General features: G+C 68.5%; 13 protein-coding genes, 1 tRNA gene and 1 pseudogene. 5 read left to right on the forward strand and 10 right to left on the reverse strand.

The features are described from left to right. Positions 1-35 precede the first annotated feature (35 nt). The 4 genes from HKK74_RS21570 to topA all read right to left on the reverse strand — a co-directional run bounded on the left by HKK74_RS21570 (position 36) and on the right by topA (position 7,922). Positions 36-1,751, reverse strand: coding sequence for a S8 family peptidase (locus HKK74_RS21570; protein ID WP_187245067.1), 1,716 nt, complete (start codon positions 1,749-1,751; stop codon positions 36-38). A gap of 205 nt (positions 1,752-1,956) precedes the next feature. Next, a complete protein-coding gene (locus HKK74_RS21575) occupies positions 1,957-3,123 on the reverse strand; it encodes a DNA polymerase III subunit delta' (protein ID WP_187245068.1) in 1,167 nt (388 codons plus the stop codon). 29 nt (positions 3,124-3,152) lie between these two features. Next, the gene (gene tmk, locus HKK74_RS21580) at positions 3,153-5,195 is read right to left on the reverse strand and encodes a dTMP kinase (protein ID WP_187245069.1); all 2,043 of its coding nucleotides are present in this window, start codon (positions 5,193-5,195) and stop codon (positions 3,153-3,155) included. A gap of 27 nt (positions 5,196-5,222) precedes the next feature. Then, the gene (gene topA / locus HKK74_RS21585; RefSeq protein ID WP_187245070.1) at positions 5,223-7,922 is read right to left on the reverse strand and encodes a type I DNA topoisomerase; all 2,700 of its coding nucleotides are present in this window, start codon (positions 7,920-7,922) and stop codon (positions 5,223-5,225) included. A gap of 216 nt (positions 7,923-8,138) precedes the next feature. On the opposite strand from topA, the gene HKK74_RS39170 reads away from it, so the two are divergent. Beyond that, positions 8,139-8,324, forward strand: a complete 186-nt coding sequence (locus HKK74_RS39170; protein WP_222720580.1) for a DUF5703 family protein — start codon at positions 8,139-8,141, stop codon at positions 8,322-8,324. Between the two features lie 234 nt (positions 8,325-8,558). On the opposite strand, the gene HKK74_RS21590 is transcribed toward HKK74_RS39170, so the two are convergent. The 3 genes from HKK74_RS21590 to HKK74_RS21600 all read right to left on the reverse strand — a co-directional run bounded on the left by HKK74_RS21590 (position 8,559) and on the right by HKK74_RS21600 (position 12,955). Next, complete coding sequence (locus tag HKK74_RS21590) at positions 8,559-10,265, reverse strand: chaplin family protein (protein WP_187245071.1); 1,707 nt, start codon at positions 10,263-10,265, stop codon at positions 8,559-8,561. 136 nt (positions 10,266-10,401) lie between these two features. Further along, positions 10,402-11,454: a hypothetical protein gene (locus tag HKK74_RS21595; protein WP_187245072.1), complete on the reverse strand. Its 1,053-nt coding sequence runs from the start codon at positions 11,452-11,454 to the stop codon at positions 10,402-10,404. A 190-nt stretch (positions 11,455-11,644) separates the two neighbouring features. Beyond that, positions 11,645-12,955, reverse strand: coding sequence for a M20/M25/M40 family metallo-hydrolase (locus HKK74_RS21600; protein WP_376771543.1), 1,311 nt, complete (start codon positions 12,953-12,955; stop codon positions 11,645-11,647). Between the two features lie 131 nt (positions 12,956-13,086). Here HKK74_RS21600 and HKK74_RS21605 point away from each other — a divergent pair. After that, a tRNA-Leu gene (locus HKK74_RS21605) sits at positions 13,087-13,172 on the forward strand. On the opposite strand, the gene HKK74_RS21610 is transcribed toward HKK74_RS21605, so the two are convergent. Next, positions 13,137-13,874 (reverse strand): recombinase zinc ribbon domain-containing protein, encoded by a 738-nt coding sequence (locus tag HKK74_RS21610; RefSeq protein ID WP_312881662.1) that lies wholly within the window; start codon positions 13,872-13,874, stop codon positions 13,137-13,139. The two genes, HKK74_RS21605 and HKK74_RS21610, sit on opposite strands and share 36 nt — an antisense overlap. After that, a pseudogene (locus tag HKK74_RS42175) lies at positions 13,875-14,144 on the reverse strand (recombinase family protein); the annotation flags it as partial. Positions 14,145-14,430: 286 nt separating this feature from the next. On the opposite strand from HKK74_RS42175, the gene HKK74_RS21615 reads away from it, so the two are divergent. Both HKK74_RS21615 and HKK74_RS21620 read left to right on the forward strand, forming a co-directional pair. Beyond that, positions 14,431-15,897 (forward strand): FAD-dependent oxidoreductase, encoded by a 1,467-nt coding sequence (locus HKK74_RS21615; protein WP_187245075.1) that lies wholly within the window; start codon positions 14,431-14,433, stop codon positions 15,895-15,897. A gap of 121 nt (positions 15,898-16,018) precedes the next feature. Continuing rightward, entirely contained in the window at positions 16,019-16,780 is a 762-nt protein-coding gene (locus tag HKK74_RS21620) for a FadR/GntR family transcriptional regulator (protein WP_187245076.1), read from the forward strand. 30 nt (positions 16,781-16,810) lie between these two features. Here HKK74_RS21620 and HKK74_RS21625 read toward each other — a convergent pair whose 3' ends face one another. Next, entirely contained in the window at positions 16,811-18,199 is a 1,389-nt protein-coding gene (locus tag HKK74_RS21625) for an SLC13 family permease (RefSeq protein ID WP_187245077.1), read from the reverse strand. 380 nt (positions 18,200-18,579) lie between these two features. On the opposite strand from HKK74_RS21625, the gene HKK74_RS21630 reads away from it, so the two are divergent. Further along, on the forward strand, positions 18,580-19,368 hold the full coding sequence (locus tag HKK74_RS21630) for an SDR family NAD(P)-dependent oxidoreductase (RefSeq protein ID WP_187245078.1): 789 nt from the start codon (positions 18,580-18,582) through the stop codon (positions 19,366-19,368).

Here is a 19,368-nt window from a genome sequence, read left to right on the forward strand (position 1 = left end):
GGGCCGCACATCGAGCGGTGCTTACCGTGCGGGTGTCACTTGACGGCGTTCAGCGCGTCGACGATGCCGCTTCCGTAGAAGCCGTTGCTGCTCTTGCCGCCCTCGCACTTGTGCGTGGTGGTCACCGTGGCGTACGTACCGTCCGCCTGACGCACGTGGCGCACGTAGGTGTACGAGCCGCCGGACGGGCAGGCGTGCTCGGTCGCGGTGGACCGCAGGTAGGCCTCGGTGACCCGCGGGTCGAGGGTGAGGCCGCCGTGCGCCTTGTCCCTCTTGCCGTACTCGCTGATGATCAGCGCTGCGACGCCGACGGCGTGCGGCGAGGCCATCGAGGTGCCCTGGATGGACTGGTAGTAGGCGCACTTGCCATCCGAGCAGTCGCGGATGATGGCGGCGATCTTGGGCGTGCCGTCGGGGTTCAGCTCGCCCCGCTCACGGGCCAGCCGCTCCGGGTAGGCGGCCCAGATGCCCCGGTTGACGTTGGCCTTGCCGTCCGGAGTGTCGTAGGTGTCGCCACCGGGCGCGGCGACCGCGATGTAGCCGTTGCCGAAGCTGGAGTAGTACGACTTGCGGGTGCTGACGCCGGTCGAGGAGACCGGGATGACGCCCTTGCCCTCGGACGGCATCGAGATGCAGCTCGTCGGCACGGTGCGCGTGTAGGCGGCCTCACCGGGCTCGGAGGCGAAGTCCGGGCTGCTGGAGTCGATGAAGGTCTTCGTGTAGTCGGCGGCCTCGTTGCCCGCCGCCGCGATCAGCGTCACGCCGTGGCTACGGGCGTAGTCGAGGGCCCGCTGGGTGGCGTTGATGATGGTCCGCTGCTCGGCCCGGTCGGCCGCCGAGTCCGCGGGGTTGTCCACGCAGTTGAACAGCCACGGGTCGATGTAGTAGCTCATGTTGACCACGTCGATGCCGTTGTCACCGGCGTAGGTCAGCGCGTCGATGGACGGCTGCAGGAAGAAGTAGCCCGAGTCCTGACCGGCCCGCAGGTTGACCAGCGAGACCTTCGGTGCGACTCCCGCCATGCCCAGCCCGTTGCGCGGTGAGGCGATGGTCGACGCCACGTGCGTGCCGTGGTCGTTGTCGTCCACGTCCGCCGGGTCGACGCAGTTGGCGTACTCACAGGGCCCGTCGATCTCGTCGCCGTTGGCGTCGACCGGAATGTCCGTGGTGAAGTTCCGGCTGAGCTTCTTGTTGAAGTTCGGGGCGATGTCGGGGTGCGCCCCCTCGATGCCGGTGTCGATCACGCCGACCAGCACGTCCTTGTTGCCGGGCTGCTTCTTGTACGAGCCCTGCTCGGTCGCGTGGATCTGCTTCATGTCCCACTGCAGGTCCGCGAGCGGCTCGGCGCCCTCCGTCGTGGCGGCCTTCGCCGCGGCCCTGGCGACCTCGCGGCCGGCCTTCTCGACGGCGGCGCGCTTCTCCGCGCCCTTGCCGGTCCTCGGCGCCTGGCCGATCGTGCGGTTGGCGGCGGCGCCGTCGAGCGACCCTTGGCGGCCGGCGGCGGCGATGAACTGCGTGTTCGTCGACTCGACCGTGGCCACGCCGACGGCGGTGTTCTCCTTGACGATGGTGCCGCCGGCGGCCTTGACCGCGGCGCGCGCCTTCTCGAGGGAGGCGCCTTCCTTGTAGAGGACGACGTACTGCGCAGCCTGGCCTGAGGACTGCGGGCTCGCGGGTACCGCTTGCGCGGGTACCGCGATGGCAGCGGTGACCGCCGCCAGGGCGACCGCAGTGATAATGGCGCGCCGCATGCACACCTCCTGGTAAGTCCGAAAAATGTCCCGGATACGGGAACTAACCAGGGGATGCTACTGATGTGTCGCCTGAGAATGACCTAGCGGACATATAACGAAACGATTGCCGTTGTGCAAGTAAGTACGATTTGTCACTATTACTGGTAGGCCCGCGTACGGACCGTAGCGGACGGCCCCGAGCGCTTTCCGCCCAGCGGAACGGTCAGCTCGGCCGCAGGGCCATCGCCATCGCCTCGACCGCCAACAGCGGATTGACGTTGGCCTCCAGCCGCTCACGGCACTGCATGATCGCCTCAAGCCGGCGCAGTGTGGCCTCCGGCGTCCCCTTGGCCGCCATCTCGTGCAGCTCCCGGCCACGGTCGGCGTTGACCAGGTCGACCCCGGAGCCCAGCTGCACGATCAGCACGTCCCGGTAGTACGACGCGAGATCCAGCAGCGCGCGGTCCAGCGAGTCGCGCTTCACCCGGGTCGCGCGGGACTTCTGCCGGTCCTCGAGCTCCTTGAGGACGCCGGCCGTGCCGCGCGGCATCCGGCCCTTGGCGCTCTCGCCGAGCGCCTGCCGCATCGCCGCCGTCTCGGACTCGTTCGGCTCCTCGGTGGTGGCCTTGGCCTCCGCCTCGGCCGCCGCGACCAGTGCCGCCGCCGCGTTGACCGCGGGCCCGAGCCCGGTGAGCCGGGAGGGCACGGTGAGCACGTCGCCGCGCCGCCGCCGCGCTTGCTCGTCGGTCGCCAGCCGCCTGGCGCGGCCGATGTGCCCCTGCGCCGCCCGCGCCGCGGCCTCGGCGAGTTTCTCGTCGACGCCGTCGCGCAGGCGGAGCACATCGGCGACGGCGCCGGCGGACGGCGTACGCAACGTCACCAGGCGGCACCGGGAGCGGATGGTCGTGACCAGATCGTCGGGTGACGGTGCGCACAGCAGCCAGACCGTGCGCGGCGGCGGCTCCTCGATCGCCTTGAGCAGCGCGTTGGCGGCCGCCTCGGTGGCCCGGTCCGCGTCCTCGAAGAGGACGATCTGCCACCGGCCGCCACTGGGCGACGAGGCCGCGCGAAGCACCAGCTCGCGGGTCTCCTTCACGCTGTAGGACAGCCCGGATGGGCGTACGAACTCGACGTCGGCGTGCGTGCCCTGATGCACCTGGTGGCACGCGGCACAGTGCCCACAGCCGGGCATCGCGTCAGTGCACTGCAACGCGGCGGCGAAGGCCCGGGCGGCGACCGAGCGGCCCGACCCGGGCGGCCCGGTGAACAGCCAGGCGTGCGTCATCCCGCCTCCGCCCACGCCGGCCAGCGCCGCTCTGGCAGCGTCAGCGGCGGAACGCAGCCCCGCGACGACCCGCTCCTGCCCCACCAAGTCGTCGTACACCGTCATGCGCCAAGGTTAGACGCTCCCCGTCCCCCTCACGCGTCGGTTATGGCGGGGAAGGTGCTGGTGACGTCCTCGGTGCCCATCGGGATGGGGTCGGGGAGGATCTCCCGGACCCGGTCCTGGATCTGCCGGGTGATGTCCGCCTGCGCCAGGCGGGCGTCGACGACCAGGTAGCGCTGCGGTTCGGCCTCGGCCAGCGCCCGGAAGCCCCGGCGGACCCGCTCGTGGAACTCCTGGGGCTCGGACTCGATGCGGTCGGCCGGGGAGGCGAACCTGCCCAGGCCGACGTCGGACGGCACGTCCAGCAGGATCGTCAGGTCGGCTACGAGCCCGCCGGTGGCCCACTCGTTGATCTGGGCGATCTCGTCGGCGGGCAGGTTCCGGCCGTACCCCTGGTAGGCCAGAGTGGAATCGATGTAACGGTCGGTGATGATGATCGCACCACGCTGCAGCGCGGGCTCGATCACGGTGGCGACGTGGTCGGCGCGGTCGGCCGCGTACAGCAGCGTCTCGGCGCGCGAGGACAGCCCCGCACTCTCCTTGTCCAGCAGGATGGCCCGCAGCCGCATACCGATCTTGGTGGCGCCGGGCTCCTGAGTGGTGACGACGTCGTAGCCGTGGTCGCGCAGCCAGATCGCGGCCAGCCGGGCCTGGGTGGTCTTGCCGGCTCCTTCACCGCCCTCGAACGCGATCAGCATGCCCCGACCGGTCACCGGCCCGGAGTCGGTCTCGGGGGCGTACGGAACGCCGCGCAGCGCGGCGACCACATCCCGGGCGAGCGGGATGCCCCGGCGGTCGTCCATCTGGCGGTACGCGATCACACCGAAGATCATCGCCACGATGGCGGCGATCAGCAGCACGGCGTTGGTGCCGTCGAACCGGTACGTGACCTCGGCGATGTCGAGCCGGTGCGCTCCGATCACGCCGGCCACCAGCGGCACCACCGCGAGGACCAGCAGCAGGACGACGCGCACGAGCGACTGCAGGAACGCGAACGTACGGCCGCGCAGGTCGTCCTCGACCTCCAGGCCGATCAGGGTGTAGCCGGTGACCCAGCCGACCCCGGCGCACGCGCCGAGCAGAGTGGTCAGGAACACCACGACGACCAGGTTCGGGATCAGGGCGATCAGGACCAGGGTGAGCCCGGCACCGACGATCGCCAGGCCGAAGAGCCGGCGGCGGCTGAGGTCGCGCAGCATGCGCGGCCCGAGGAACATGCCGAACGCCATGCCGAGGAACACCGCGCCGAACACCGCGCCGTAGGCGGCGTCGCCGCCCTTGAGCGCCTCGACGTAGACCTTGGCGATGCCGATGACGGCGCCGCCCGCGGCGAAGGCACCGACGATGCCGATGATGAGCCCGCGGACGAGCGGGGTCGAGCCGGCGAACCGCCACCCCTCACCGATCTGCTTCAGCACCGAGGGCACGGACACGTGCTGGGCGCCCCGGGACGGGATGTCCCTCAGCGTGAAGATCGTGATGGCGGAGATCAGGAAGGTGACCGCGTTGATGTACAACGCGAGATCCGCCTGCTGGCTCTGTTCGAAGAATGCCCTCGACACCAGGGCCAGCACGGAGAACAAGGCCGCGGCGACCGGCGCGGAGCCGTACGTCGTCAGCAGGCTGAGCTGGTTGGCCCGCTCCAGCCGGTCTTTGGGGACCAGGTTCGGGACCGTGGCCTCCTTGGCCGGGATCCAGAACAGCGTCACGCATTCGATCAGGAAGGTCGCGATGAACAGCCAGTCGAGGCGGCCCACCAGCGGGATCGACACGAACAGGGCGAATCGCAGTACATCCGCGATCACCATGGTCATCCGGCGATCGAACCGGTCCGCGAAAGCACCGGCGAGCGGGCCCAGCACCACGGCCGGCAGCATCTTGACGATGAGCACGCCGCCGACCGCGTAGGACTGCGCCTGGTAACCGGAGCCCGTGGTGATCGCACTGGCCAGCGCCGTCAGCGCGAGAATGCTCAGCCAGTCGCCCAGGCTGGACAGGGACAAAGCGATCCACAGCCGCCTGAACGATCTGATGGACAGGACCCCGCGAGGTTCGGCCACGCCCGTTCTGCTCATGCTTGTCAGCGTATCGGCGCCGCTGTCCTAGGAACGCGACTTTGCCGTACGACGTTTCGGCGTCGTCTTGGCCTTGCCGCCGCCACCGGACGCGACCTTCTCCCGCCGTTCGGCGAGGAGCGCGGACGCCCGCTCGATGGTGATGGACTCTACCTGGTCTTCCTTACGGAGACTGGCATTGGTCTCACCGTCCGTGACGTACGGCCCGAATCGCCCCTCCTTGACGACCACCGGTTTTCCGGTGGCCGGCTCCACGCCCAGTTCGCGCAACGGCGGCGCGGACGCCGCGCCCCTGCCACGTTGCTTGGGCTGTGCGAACAGTTCCTTGGCCTGCTCCAGCGTGATCGTGAAGAGTTCCTCTTCGCCCTGCAGGGAGCGGCTGTCGGTGCCCTTCTTGACGTACGGCCCGTACCGGCCGTTCTGCGCGGTGACCGGTTCACCGTCGAGTTCGCCCAGCACCCTCGGTAGCGAGAGCAGCTTGAGCGCGTCCTCCAGGGTCACCGTCTCGAGCGACATGCTCTTGAGCAACGACGCGGTCCGCGGCTTGGCCGCGGCCTTCTTGCGCTTCTTGTCGGTGCCCGCGGGCTCCTCGGGGAGGATCTCGGTGACGTACGGCCCGAACCGGCCCGCCTTGGCGACGATCGGGTGCCTGGTCTCGGGGTCCTTGCCGAGTTCGCGGTCGGTGCTCATCTGGTTGAAGAGCTCTTCGGCCTTCTCGGCAGTGAGCTCGTCGGGGGCCAGGTCCTCGGGGATGTTCACCCGCTCGCCGGCGCGATCCAGGTACGGGCCGTAGCGCCCGACCCGGACCATGATGTCGGTGCCCTTGACCGGGAACGAGCTCACTCCCTTGGCGTCGATCTCGTCCAGGTCGCTGACGAGCTCCTTGAGGCCCTCGTCGCCGTCTTCGCCGAAGTAGAACCGGCGCAGCCACAGGACCCGCTCGGCCTCGCCCCGGGCGATGGCGTCGAGGCAGTCCTCCATGCGGGCCGTGAAGTCGTAGTCGACCAGGTGGAAGAAGTGCCGCTCCAGCAGCTGCACCACGGCGAATGCCAGGTACGACGGCACCAGTGCCGTGCCCTTCTTGAACACATAGCCGCGGTCGAGGATCGTGCCCATGATCGACGCGTACGTGGAGGGCCGCCCGATCTCGCGCTCCTCCAGTTCCTTGACCAGGCTCGCCTCGGTGTAGCGGGCCGGCGGCCGCGTGCTGTGCCCCTCGGCGTTGACGGCGGACGCCGTGACCGGATCGTCCTCCTCGAGCTTCGGCAGCCGCCGCTCGCGGTCGTCGCGGTCGGCGTCCGGGTCGTCGAGCCCCTCGACGTACGCCTTGAGAAAGCCGTAGAAGTTGATGACCTTGCCGGAGGCGCCGAACTCGGCCTGCTCACCGGCGGTCGACGTACCCGTGATGCGCACGGACACCGACTGGCCGGTGGCGTCCTTCATCTGGCTGGCGATCGTCCGCTTCCAGATCAGCTCGTACAGCCGGAACTGGTCACTGGAAAGACCGGTCTCACCCGGCGTCCGGAAGGTCTCACCGGCGGGCCTGATCGCCTCGTGCGCCTCCTGCGCGTTCTTGACCTTGGTCTGGTAGACGCGCGGCTTGGCCGGGATGTACTCCGAGCCGTACAGCGCCGCCGCCTGGGACCGGGCCGCCGCGATCGCGGTCTCGGACAGGGTGATGCTGTCGGTCCGCATGTAGGTGATGAAGCCGTTCTCGTACAGCTTCTGCGCCACCGACATCGTGTGCTTGGCCGAGAAGCCCAGCTTGCGGCTGGCCTCCTGCTGCAGCGTGGTCGTACGGAACGGCGGGTACGGCTTGCGGGTGTAGGGCTTGCGCTCGATCGAGGTGACCGCGAACGGCCGGCCGGTCAGCCGATCGGCGAGGCCCCGGGCCGACTCCTCGTCGAGGTGCCGAAGATCACCCCGCAGGACGCCTTGGGCGGTGAAGTCCCGCCCCTGGGCGATGCGCTTGCCGTCGACCGAGACGAGGCGCGCCTGGAAGTCCCGCGGCTCGTCGCCCTTGTCGCCGTCTCGGGCGGGGGCGATGAACTGCCCGAGGATGTCCCAGTAACCGGCCGAGACGAAGGCGATGCGCTCGCGTTCCCGCTCGACGACCAGCCTGGTGGCGACGGACTGCACCCGGCCGGCCGACAGCTTCGGCATGACCTTCTTCCACAGGACCGGGCTGACCTCGTAGCCGTACAGGCGGTCGAGGATGCGCCGGGTCTCCTGGGCGTCCACGAGGCGCAGGTTGAGGTCTCTCGGGGCCTGTACGGCCGCCCTGATGGCATCACGGGTGATCTCATGGAAGACCATCCGGCGCACCGGGACCTTCGGCCGCAGCACCTCGCGCAGGTGCCAGGCGATCGCTTCGCCCTCGCGGTCCTCGTCGGTCGCGAGGAAGAGCTCGTCGGCGTCCTGGAGCAGCTTCTTGAGCTTGGCGACCTGCTGCTTCTTGTCGGCGTTGATCACGTAGAGCGGTTCGAAATCATGATCGACGTCAACGCCGAGCTTGGCCCACGGCTCGCCCTTGTACTTCGGCGGAATGTCGGCAGCCCTCGACGGCAGGTCCCGGATGTGACCGATGCTGGACTCCACGACGTAGTTCGCGCCGAGGTAGCCCGCGATCGTCTTCGCCTTCGCGGGCGACTCGACGATCACCAGTCGGATGCCGCCGGTACCAGGGCCATCCTGGCCCCGCTTGGCTGCGCCGTTCTTGGCTGGCACGGTCGCTCGAACCTCGCTGTCCTGTTTCTCGCTTCGCCGCTTACCGGACGCTTCGGCGCCGCCCGGTCCTCTCAACGTGGAATGACGGTACTCCCGTCCCCGGGAGTTCCCGTCGCCGCAGACCCCCGCCAGGATGACATGCCGCCGGGACCAGTGTGGAACAGGACCTTGCGGCAGGTTCCCCCCATCACGCTCTCCCAAGTCATAATGTCGGTAATGGTGGAGTACACCTATCTCATCTTGCGACTGCCGCGTGGTACCTCGAGAGACGCCGCCCGGCGGCTGATGACCGAGCACGCGGAGTACGGCGGGTGGGAACTCGACCGACTGCGGCTCTACCCCGACGGTAGCCGCCGAATCCAACTTCGGCGAAAAGTCATCCGGCAAACACGGACGTTGTGATCTTTACCGCGGTGAATAGTTGAATGCTCAAACCAAATGCGCCGCGCCGCTGAAATGCCGGGTCACAAGGGTACTTCGACCGTGAACAGGATCGTGCGTGAACAGGGCTTTGCCCGTCCCGGGCCGCGCCCCCGGAACGGGCAAAGCGTCTCTCTTCACCTGCGGAAGGTGGGCGGCCCCGAAGGCCGCACACCACCCTTCACGGGCGAAGCGTCTGGGTCACCCCGCTGTGGCCTACCGGCGGCCGAAGCGGATGCGACGGGTGAGTGCCATCACCGCGGCCGCGGCGACCAGCATCGCGCCGAGTGCCACGATGTAGGCCGATCCCCCGGTGACCCCGCCGGTGAGCAGATCGTCGGCGGCCATCGGGATCAGCCCGGTGACCGGCCGCTGCGTCCGGTGGAGCTCATCGGTGACTCCACCGACCTGCGCCGCATCGACCTTGCCGACCTTTCCGACGGCCGGGGGCTCGGGCAGGTCATGGGGCGGGATCGGCAGAGCCCGGGAGCGCGCGTCGCCCGGTACGACCGGCGGGCGGACGGGGAGCGGGTTGGCGGGCAACAACCCGGGAACGGTGCCGTCCTCCGCGACGGGGCCCCTGCGCTCCTGCGCCGGCAGTGCCGTCGCCAGCTGCTCGGCCGCCAGCTGCTCGGTCGTCAGCTGCTCGGTCGGCACGGGGAGCCTCGACAGGCCGCCCGGCGCCTTGACGGGCAGCTCGGACAGCACCGGCGGCCGCACCGGCAGGTTGGGCGGAATCGTCGGATCGTCGATGGGCAGAGCGGTCTGCGCGGCGGAGTAGGTGACCGGCTTCCCGGCCGGCCCCTGCTCGGGCAGTTCGGGCAGTTCGGGCAGTTCGGGCAGGGCGGGCAGCGCGGCACCGTGGGTCAGCGGGAGCGCCTTCGCCTGGTCCGGCAGAACCGGCAGTGCCCTGGTCACGGTCGCGTTGTGGGACGTGCGACGGCCGGGCTCATAGCCCTCGTTCCCGTAGCCCTCGTTCCCGTAGCCGTCGTGCCCGCCGTGCCCGCCATGTCCCCCGGCACCACCGGTGCAGCCGGCGATCGCGTCACCGAGCACCGCGGCCGCGTTGCCACAGACGTTCACCGGCACCTGGATCGGCAGGTCGATCTGGTTGCCACCGCCGATGCTGTGCAGGCCTGAGGTACTTCCGCCGGGCGTACGGCCGGTCCCGGTGGGCTTGACGGAGGCACCGCCCTCGCAGCCGGCCAGTGCGTTGCCGATCGCGTTGCCGCAGACGTTCACCGGAATGCTGACCGGCGCGAACACCTGGGTGCCGCCCAGTACCGACCCGACGCCGGAGGTGCGCCGATCACCGCCACGGGTCCCGCCGCCGTCACCGACCACCTTCGCGCCGCCCTCGCACGCGGCCAGGGCATCGCCCAGAACCGCGACGGCGTTGCCACAGGCGTTCACCGGAATGCTGATCGGCGCGAACACCTGGTTGCCGCCCAAGATCGAGCGCCGGCCGGAGGTCCGCTGATCGCCGCCGCGGTGGCCTGTGCCCCGGTCTCCGACGACCTTCGCACCGCCCTCGCATCCCGCGAGCGCCTCGCCGACGACCGCGACCGCATTGCCGCAGGCGTTGATCGGCGCCTTGACCGGCGCGTTGATCTGGTTTCCGCCGCCGACGCTGTGCCGGCCGGAGGTCCTCCGGTCCCGCGAATCGTCACCGGATTCGCGATCGACGACCTTCGCGCCGCCCTTGGAGTGCGAGACGGCGTCGCCGACGACGGCGACGGAGTTGCCGCTCACGTTGATCGGCAGTGAGACGGGTGCGTTGATCTGGTTGCCGCCGAGCAGGCTGGATTCGCCACTTGTGGTGTCGGCGAAGGCGCCGAGAGGGGAGATGGCGCCGGTGCCCACGGCGACGAAGCTTGCGGTGAACAGAGCGGCACGTGCCGTGCCCTTGGTCCACATACGCATGGATGCTCCTGAGTCTGAATGGAAGGTTGTTATGCGAAATAGGCGTGTGAAGGGTTCTTCTGGGATGTCCGCATATGACGCGCCGCCGAGGGACGGCACGTCCCGGCCCCGGCCTTCTCCAGGGCCGAGGCTTCGGTCAGTCAGGCGAGCAGGACGGCTCATTCGTCGCAGAGTGGACGGCCGGACCGATGAGGAACGGCGGCGGTGCCGGCAGGCGCCACGGCCGTGCCACGGCCCCGGGTCCGCCGAGATGGGCGAGTCCTACGCCCGCCAAGACGGGGCCGGCCGCCGGGCGCAGCACATGCGCGGGTGCCGCGAAGACGAAAGGCTGCGGATGTTCCACGGCGGGGACGGGTGCCGGGTGCGACAAGGCCGCGCCGAAGGTCCCTCGATCGCCCTTGGACGCCCCCGACACGGCGAACGGCTCAGGTGCTCGCACCTCGGCCCGATCGCCTGATCCGGCATCCGCACCAAGGCGCTGCCGTGGAGTCCAAGAGAGATCGACGCCCGTGCCATCCGGCCACCACGGTCCGGCCGACGCGAGGTCGGTCACGGAGGCCCAGGCCATGCCCGGCACGTCGAGGACCGCCGGCAGGTGGACGGGGAGAGCGCGCTGCGCCTCACGCAGAGAATCCGCGAGGCCACCGCTCACCTTGCGCAGCGAAGACGCACCCGGCACCGAGGTATCCGGCGTGACCGGTGATGTCATCGTGGACCGAACCGGGGAAATCACTGGGGACGCCGTCGCCCGGGTCGCGAGGAGCGGTACGAGAGCGATCTCCGGGCCCGTACCGAGGCGGCGGACGGAATACCCCGCCGCCCGGCGCCCGGCCGCCTTCGACGTGGTCATCGCGGCGGCCGTGTCCGGCACGCCGACCACTTCCTGCACCCGAGTGACCGTAGCCACCGCGGCCATCTGCGGCACGGCGGTCGTAGCGGGCACCGCCGGCACGGTGCCCGGCCCCGTGTGGCCCGGCACCGTGTGGCCCGGCACCGTGTGCGGCGTGCCGGAGGCGGGCCCGGCCGACGTGCCGGCATGCGCCGGCCCGGCGGTGCCGAGCAGCCATCCGGCCACCATGATCCCGGCGACCACGAGCAGGCGGCGAACGACCGGGTCACGAGCCCACGCGGGCAAGACGAACCGCAGCCGGACGGTCGCCGTCCGTATCCGCTTCGGCTCGCGCGCCACGGGCCCTCCTCGGCCGTTGCCACCTTCCGGCACAGGCCCTGTGGACGACGCTCGAGGCGCTCGGCCGGCCTGCGGGGAGCGTAAAGCCGCTCCCTACGGATGGTGACCGTAGCACCACGCTCCGCAGCGGTGTCGGCAATTCAAAGATTGCCGAGGCAAAATCCGATGGGCGATCTAGAAAGGGACGGGACTAGGCGCGATCAAGGAACTCGTCGAGGACCCGGACGCCGAACCGCAATCCGTCTACCGGCACCCTTTCGTCGATGCCATGGAACATTCCGGAAAAGTCCAAATCTGGGGGGAGACGCAGCGGAGCGAAGCCGAAGCACCGCATGCCCAGCCGGGCGAACGCCTTGGCATCGGTGCCGGCGGACAGGCAGTAGGGCACCGGCAAAGCGCCCGCGTCCTGCGAGGTCAGCGCCTCTTCCATGGCCGTCACGAGGGCACCCGCGTAATCGGTCTCGATGGCGCTGTCATGGTGCACGAAATCGCGTACGACGTCCGGGCCGAGAAGCTCGTCCACCGTGGTGAAGAACTCGTCCTCGTACCCGGGCAGGAATCGCCCGTCGACCTGCGCCCTCGCCTCCTGGGGAATGACGTTCACCTTGTAACCGGCGTCCAGCACCGTCGGATTCAGGGTGTTCCTCAGAGTGGCCCCGATCATGCGCGCCAGCGGGCCGAGTTCCACGAGCGACTTCTCCGGATCGTCGGGATCGAATTCCACCCCGTACGCCTCGCAGGCCCGCTCGAGGAACGCCCGTACCGTCTTGGTCAGCCGGATCGGGAACTCGTGCGCGCCCAGCCGGCCCACGGCCGACGACAGCGCCGTGATCGCGTTGTCACGGTGGACCATCGAGCCGTGCCCCGCCGTGCCCCGGGCCGAGAGCCGCATCCAGGCGATGCCCTTCTCGGCGGTCTCGATCAGGTACAGCCGCCGGTCGCCCGGGACCGTGAGGCTGAAGCCTCCGACCTCCCCCACCGCCTCCGTACAGCCCTCGAACAGCTCCGCGTGCTCGTCCACCAGCCACTGCGCGCCCCACTTACCGCCGGCCTCCTCGTCGGCGGTGAACGCCAGGACCACGTCGCGCGGCGGCCTGCGGCCCTCTCTCAGCCGCTGCCGCACGACCGCGAGGATCATCGCGTCCATGTCCTTCATGTCGACGGCGCCGCGTCCCCACACGCAGCCGTCGGCGATCTCGGCGGCGAACGGGTCGCGCGTCCAGTCGTCCTTCTGCGCCGGTACGACGTCGAGGTGGCCGTGCAGGAGCAGCGCATCACGGGAGGGATCCTCGCCCTCGATCCGCGCGACGACGCTCGTACGCTTGGGGTGGGACTCCAGGATCGTGGGTTCGAGGCCGACGTCGACGAGCTTCTCGGCGACGTACTCCGCGGCCGCGCGCTCACCGGGACCGGAGTGATCGCCGGGATTGCTGGTATCGATGCGGATGAGCTCTTGGCACAGCTCGACGACCTCGTCCTCTGCGCTCGGCTGAACGATCACTATCTCCCCTTGCGCCTGCGGGTTAACGTGGGTACGTATCAACCCCATCGTGCCGCGCGCTCGACTTCGCCGCGAGTCGGGAGCTTTGGTATGGTGATGCGGCCGCGACGCGCTGACGCGCACGCGGCAGGGTCCGGGTGGCGGAATAGGCAGACGCGCTAGCTTGAGGTGCTAGTGCCCTTCACGGGGCATGGGGGTTCAAGTCCCCCCTCGGACACGAACCATTTTCCCACGCCGTGCGGGTATCGAGGTGAGCCTCGGCCCGCACTGTCTGTTCTGCGGGATGGTAGGTCAGGCGCAGGCCGAGCTTGGTGTACAGGTCGGCCTTGCGTGCGGGGTCGGCGGTGGCGATGGCTTGTGTGTGGTCGCCGAGCTGGTTGACCAGGTTCGTGATCTGATCGTGGGTCAGGTGGATCTGCCGTGGGGTTTGGCGTAGTTGGGCTTCAGCAGCGGCGCGCTGCTGTTGGATCTCGGTGATCCATCTTGCGATGACGGCCGGGTCGGTGTCCTCGTCCAGGGCATCGAGAGCGGCGCGGTAGCGGGCGAGTTTACGGTCGCATTCAGCGATGGCGTGACGTGCTAGGGCCGAGGTGGTGTCCTCGCCGTCTCCGCCTTGGGCGGCTGCGATGGCTGCGATGGTCTCGGTTCGGCGATGGGGGGCGAAGTAGCGGCCCACCCAGCGATCTAGGGCGGGGAGTAGGACGTCCTCGCGCAGGTAGACGTTGCGGGGGTGTTGAACCCGGTTGGCCAGTGCGTATTCCTCGGGGAACCGGCACCGGTAGTAGGCGGCGCCGTGATTACGCTGGCCCTGCATCCGGCGGTTACAGATCCCGCAGTACAGAACGCCACGCAGCACGTACGGGTGGCGGTGGCGATGCGGTTTGTGACTGGTGCGCCCGCGGCCTCGCGCGGCCAGCATCTGTTGCGCAGCGGTGAAGGTCTCCTCGTCGATGATCTGCGGGTTGACGATCTCGCTCGACCATACCCAGGTGTCCTGGGGGTTCCAGGTCATCTTGGTTTCGTGTCCGAGGGTGACGTCGTGGACGTCGATGAGGATTTCGCGTTTACGCTGTTTGTTCCAGACCTGCCGGCCGGTGTATCGCGGGTTGGTCAAGATGACCCGTATTGCGCTCTTGGACCTGCTTCCGGGGGAGGTTGAGGTCGACGGGTTCTGGCGCCCGCGCAGGCCGTTCTCACGGCTGGCCGTTGCGACGTACCCCGATCGCTTCCGCTACCTCGGACAGGTTGATCGGCGTGATCCGAAGCTGTCTGACGTGATGCGGCAGATGGCAGAGGGCCCCCTTCGACCTCGACCAGAAGGAGTGGCTGCTAGGGCGGACCGCGCGAGCGGTCCTGCGGTGGGGATGAGGACTGGCGATCGATGCGGCAACTGGGAACGGACGGGATAGGGATTTTTCGTGGTGAATGACTCAGCCGGCAAGGCGATGCGTGCCTCGACAGCGGGGGACGCGGCAGTGGAGTCAGCTGACGTGGTTGTCGTCGGGTTCGGCGGATCGGGTGCCGCGGCGGCGATCGAGGCTCACGATGCGGGGGCCACGGTAGTCATCCTCGAGAAGCAGCCTCGGGCCGACCATTGGCCGTCGACCGCGTTGCTGGCGGGCGGGATCATGTACGCCGACGACTCGCGCCAGGCGGGTGACTATCTCCAGCGGTGCGCGGGCGACGTGATCCCCGCGGAGGTCTCGACCACCTGGGCCGAGGAGATCGTGCACATCCACGAGTGGCTCGGCTCCGTGGCGCCTGATGTCTACCGCCTCGGCCCGGCGTATGCGTCCGCGGAGTATCCGCACTTTCCTGGTGCTGCGTCGATTCGGTCCTCTCACGGCGAGGGCCTGGTCGATGGGGAGTGGAAGCGCGCCAGCGGTGAGGCTCTCTTCGAGGCATTGAGGTCGGCAGTAGAGGCTCGCGGAATTCCGGTGCACTATGGAGCGCGCGCCGCGCGTCTGCTGACTGAGGCGGGGGCAGTCGTCGGCGTAGAGCTGGATCCAGCCACTGGCGGGCGGGTGCTGGCGCGCCGCGGGGTGGTCCTCGCGACCGGGGGCTTCGGGTTCGACGCCGAGATGAGGCGCCAGTACCTCACTGGCGGCGCCGACGTGCACATCTATGGCAGTGCGACCGCGACCGGCGACGGCATCCGGATGGCACAGGCGGTAGGAGCAGACCTGTGGCACATGTCCGCGATTTCGGGGCGCGGGGTGGGCCACTTCGAGCTCGACGACGACACAGCGTTGAACACGATCATGCTCCTGGACCTGGCATGGCTTGGGGATGCTCGACCGTACGGCTACGTCATCACCGATGGCGGGGGACGACGATTCGCAGACGAGTCGGGCCAGGCCGAGCTCTCCCACTCCTTCTACTATCACCTCCTCCAGTTCGACCCCGACCGCGGCGAGTTCTCCCGTATCCCGTGTTACTGGTTCTTCGATCACAAGCGGGTGGCAGCCGGGCCGCTCACGATCCCGGGCTACGGGAACGCGAAGCAGGTTGGCTACACGTGGAGCTCTGACAACGTCGAGGAGATCCGGCGCGGATGGGTCGTCCGAGCGGACACCTGGGAGGAGCTCGCGACCGAGGTCGGCATCACCGATCCGGCGACCCTGGTCGGCGAGATCAAGCGTTACAACGCGGCATGCAGCGCGGGTGGAGATGCGTTCCGTGATGACGAAACCCTGACGCCTCTCGATGAGCCCCCGTTCTACTGCGTAAGGCTGTGGCCCGGCGGCACTAACACCACGGGCGGCCCCCGTCGCAACGAGCACGGCCAGATCGTCCACGTGTTCGGTCACTCCATCCAGGGCCTGTTCGGCAGTGGCGAGATGGGCCAGATGATGGGGGACCTGTACCCCGGTCAGTACGCCTACTACGCCGAGGTGCTCTGCAGCGGCCGGATCGCGGGCCGCAGCGCGGCAAGCCTCTGAACAGGGCGGACTGCAGGCTCGGGTGCCCGGCAGGGTACGACGCCGTCGGCGCGTCCGGTCTCGCGTGTCGTCCGAACTCAATATGTGAATAATATATGTGGGTAAGAGGAACAGGAGGCCCATGAACAGCGACAACGGCGCGTTCACGTCGCCGAGAGATAGCCGGACGCGAGGTCAGAAGCTGGGTGAGCGGGTCGCCAGGGAGATCGTCGATGTCATCGTGAGCAACCAGATGACGTCTGGCACCCGACTCCCCATCGAATCGGTGCTCCAGGAACAGCTCGGCGTCGGGAAGAACACCCTGCGAGAAGCCCTGCGGATCCTCGAGGCATGGGGGGTCGTCGAGATCAGGCGGGGGCGCAACGGTGGGCCCACGGTGCGTAATCCTCGTCCAGAGGATCTCCGGGAAGCGCTGACGGTGCAGCTGCTTTTCGCATCGGCCACGCTCGATGACGTCATCGAGGCCCGTTGCTGTGTGGAGCCGCAGAGCGCGATGCTGGCTGCCGAGCGGATGACCAACAAGGAAATGAGCAAGCTGCGAGACTCGGTCCAACGTATGCGTGACCAAGCCGACGATCAGGCGGCGTTCCTTGAGGAGAACCAGTTCTTCCACTGGCAGATTGCGGCTTCTACGGGCAACGTTGTGATGCAGGCTTTCCTCGACACGCTCAAGTCCGTGTTGGATGGGACTTCACGCGGCGTCCAGTACAAGCCGGCGCGACGTTTGGCGGTCGCAGATGCCCACGAGTGCATCGTCGAGGCGATCGCGGCCAGAGACCCACACCGAGCTCGGCGAGAGATGGAGGCACATCTCCGGGAGGCGGGACGCTTCTGGCAGAAGTCCGGTGAACTGTCCGGTCGTCCTGTGCCGTGGGGCTTCTGAGCGGCGCCACGGCACAGGACAGGACGGTCCTCACCCGATGACGAGCGCGGGCACGATGAGGAGCCCGACCGTGACGGCGGGGCCGATCACCACCAACGAGAATCCCCACCGGGCCAGGTTCTTGGTCAGGCGCGGCCGGTCGTCCGGGTTGGGCGTGGTCGCGATCATCATGGCGCCGCTTGACGAGAACGGGCAGTTGTCCACAATGGATACGCAGATCGCGATCGCGCAGATGACGGCCCAACCGGGCAGTCCGCCCTCCATGACCAGCGGCACAGCGAGCGGTACCAACAGCGCCATCATGGCCAGCGTGGAAGCGAACGTGGAGACGAGTCCGGCGATGACGCACAGAACGAAGATCGCGAGGAGGGGCCATGACATGCTGGCCGCCCAGTCCCCAAGCATGTCGATGGTTCCCACGTTCTGGAGTACGCCGACGTAGGTGATGATGCCCCCCACCAGGAGGATCGTCGACCAGTCGATCTTTGCTGCGCCCTCTTTGGCCGACGAGGGGTCGATCAGGATCAGGAGTGAGCCCAGGCCGAAGGCGAGGACGCCGATGTCGGGGCTCACGTCGAACAGGTTGGCCACGACGACGGTGACGATGAGTGCCACCAGGCTGACGAGGGTCACTACCTGGATGAACGACATCGGACCGGCCGGCCTGCTCTCCTCGTGGTCCGCGCCGCGCGGACCGGAGGGCTTCGCGCTGGCCGAAGGCGGCCCGCCGACCGGTGCGATGCTGTCGGTGCTCCCGAGTGTGCGCGCGCTGACAAGTTCGTGGCTCTCACTGTGCATTGTCTGCTCGACCACGTCGTCGGCCCGTGCTCCACGGCGGTTCCACAGGATGTAGGCGGCCGCGAGTAGTAGGAGGTTGGCCGCGAGGGCGATGCTGAAGAGAACGAGCGAGTTGAGCGTGATGCCCGCCGTTTTCGCGGTGCCCGCGACGATGATGCCGAAGGTGCTGGTGGGGGCGAACCCGCCGGCACTCATGCCGGTGCCGACCGCGATGCCCATCAGGACGCGCTCGATGTCCTGCTTGTCGGCAAGGTTCATCGCGAGCGGGATCAGCACCAGAGCGGCCCCGGGGTTCCCCATTGATGCGAGCAGTACTGCCATGGCGCAGAAGGTCAACGGCATGAGCGAGCGGCGGTGGCCGACGCGACGCACCACCAGATTGATCAGCCGGTCGACGGTGCCGTTGGCCTGGGCCACTCCGAAGTAGAACGTCACTCCGGCGAGCAGGATCATCAGGTCGATGGGGAAGCCGGCGAGGACGTCGTCGATCGGCACTCCGGCGAGCCAGACTCCCACGGCGGCGGCGACGGCGATGAGCAGGATCCCGACGTTGACCCGCCGGTAAATCCCGATCGCGAATACCGCGATGCAGATGAGCAAGGCCCCGACTTCTAGGGACACAGCATCTCCAATCCTCTGTCCGGTCGCCTGGGCAGCGGCGTACGTCGCTCTGCGAACGAGAGCGGGGCCTCGACGCGCCGATGACCCGTGTCTCAGTGAGCGGCGAGGAACCTGTGGCTGCCGGACCGGGTGGGCGCCGAGCGATTAAAATTATGTAAATTATCGCCAGAAACGTATGGCACACATCACACGGTGTCAACCCTGCGATTTGGCGCTCGGATCCGCGGAGGGTTGGGTTGAAACTAGGGGTAACTTATGTACAGTAAGCCTGTGAACGAGATCACTGTGAGTAGCACTCGGCATCGGTCGATGCCTGCGAGCGCGACGACGGGGGTGGCTGTCCGAATCGGGCGTCTGGTGCTGTGCCGGCGAGGCGTCGCGTGAGCGCCGCCGTCGTTGAGTCGCAAGCCCGCCCGCGTACCGCTCTGGTGACCGGGGCGGGGCGGAACACTGGGCGCGCGATCGCGCTCCGCCTTGCCCGCGATGGCTTCGACGTTGCTGTGAACGTGCGGAAAGATCGTGCAGCGGCGGAGGAGGTCGCGGCCGAGATCGAGTCGCTCGGCCGTCGTTCCCACGTCGCCGTCGCCAATCTGGGGGACCCAGAGGCCGTGCATCGGATGGTGTCGGAGCTGCGTAGTGAGCTCAGCGCCCCCGGTGTCGTCGTGCTGTCGGCTGCGACCCGGTCCAGCGCCACCTTCCTTGAGCTGTCGGCGCGCGAGTGGCGCGAGACGCTCGATGTAACCCTCGACGGCGCCTTCTACTGCTTGAAGGCATGCGTGGAGGACATGATTGCTGACGGATTCGGCCGCATCGTCGCCATCAGTGGAGACGGCCCGCACCAGGGTATGCGTGGCCACACGCATGTCGGCGCGGCGAAGCTTGGTCTCGAGGGTCTCATTCGCGGGGTGGCGGTCGAGCTCGGTGGCTTGGGGGTGACGGCGAATATCGTCTCGCCCGGCATTGTGGACACGGTCCGCGTACGCCGCTCGGAGGAGCACGCCCGTCGCCTCAAAGAGGAGATCGACAGGGTCTTGTCGAACTCTCCCCTCGGTAGGGCGGTATCCGTCGACGAGATCGCCGAGGCGGTCTCGTTCCTCTGTCGGCCCTCGAGCGGGGCGGTCAACGCCCAGACCCTGCACGTCAACGGCGGTGCGTACTGCGGCTACTGA

This window comes from Actinomadura alba (assembly GCF_014323705.1).
Taxonomy (GTDB): Bacteria; Actinomycetota; Actinomycetes; order Streptosporangiales; family Streptosporangiaceae; genus Actinomadura_C; species Actinomadura_C alba.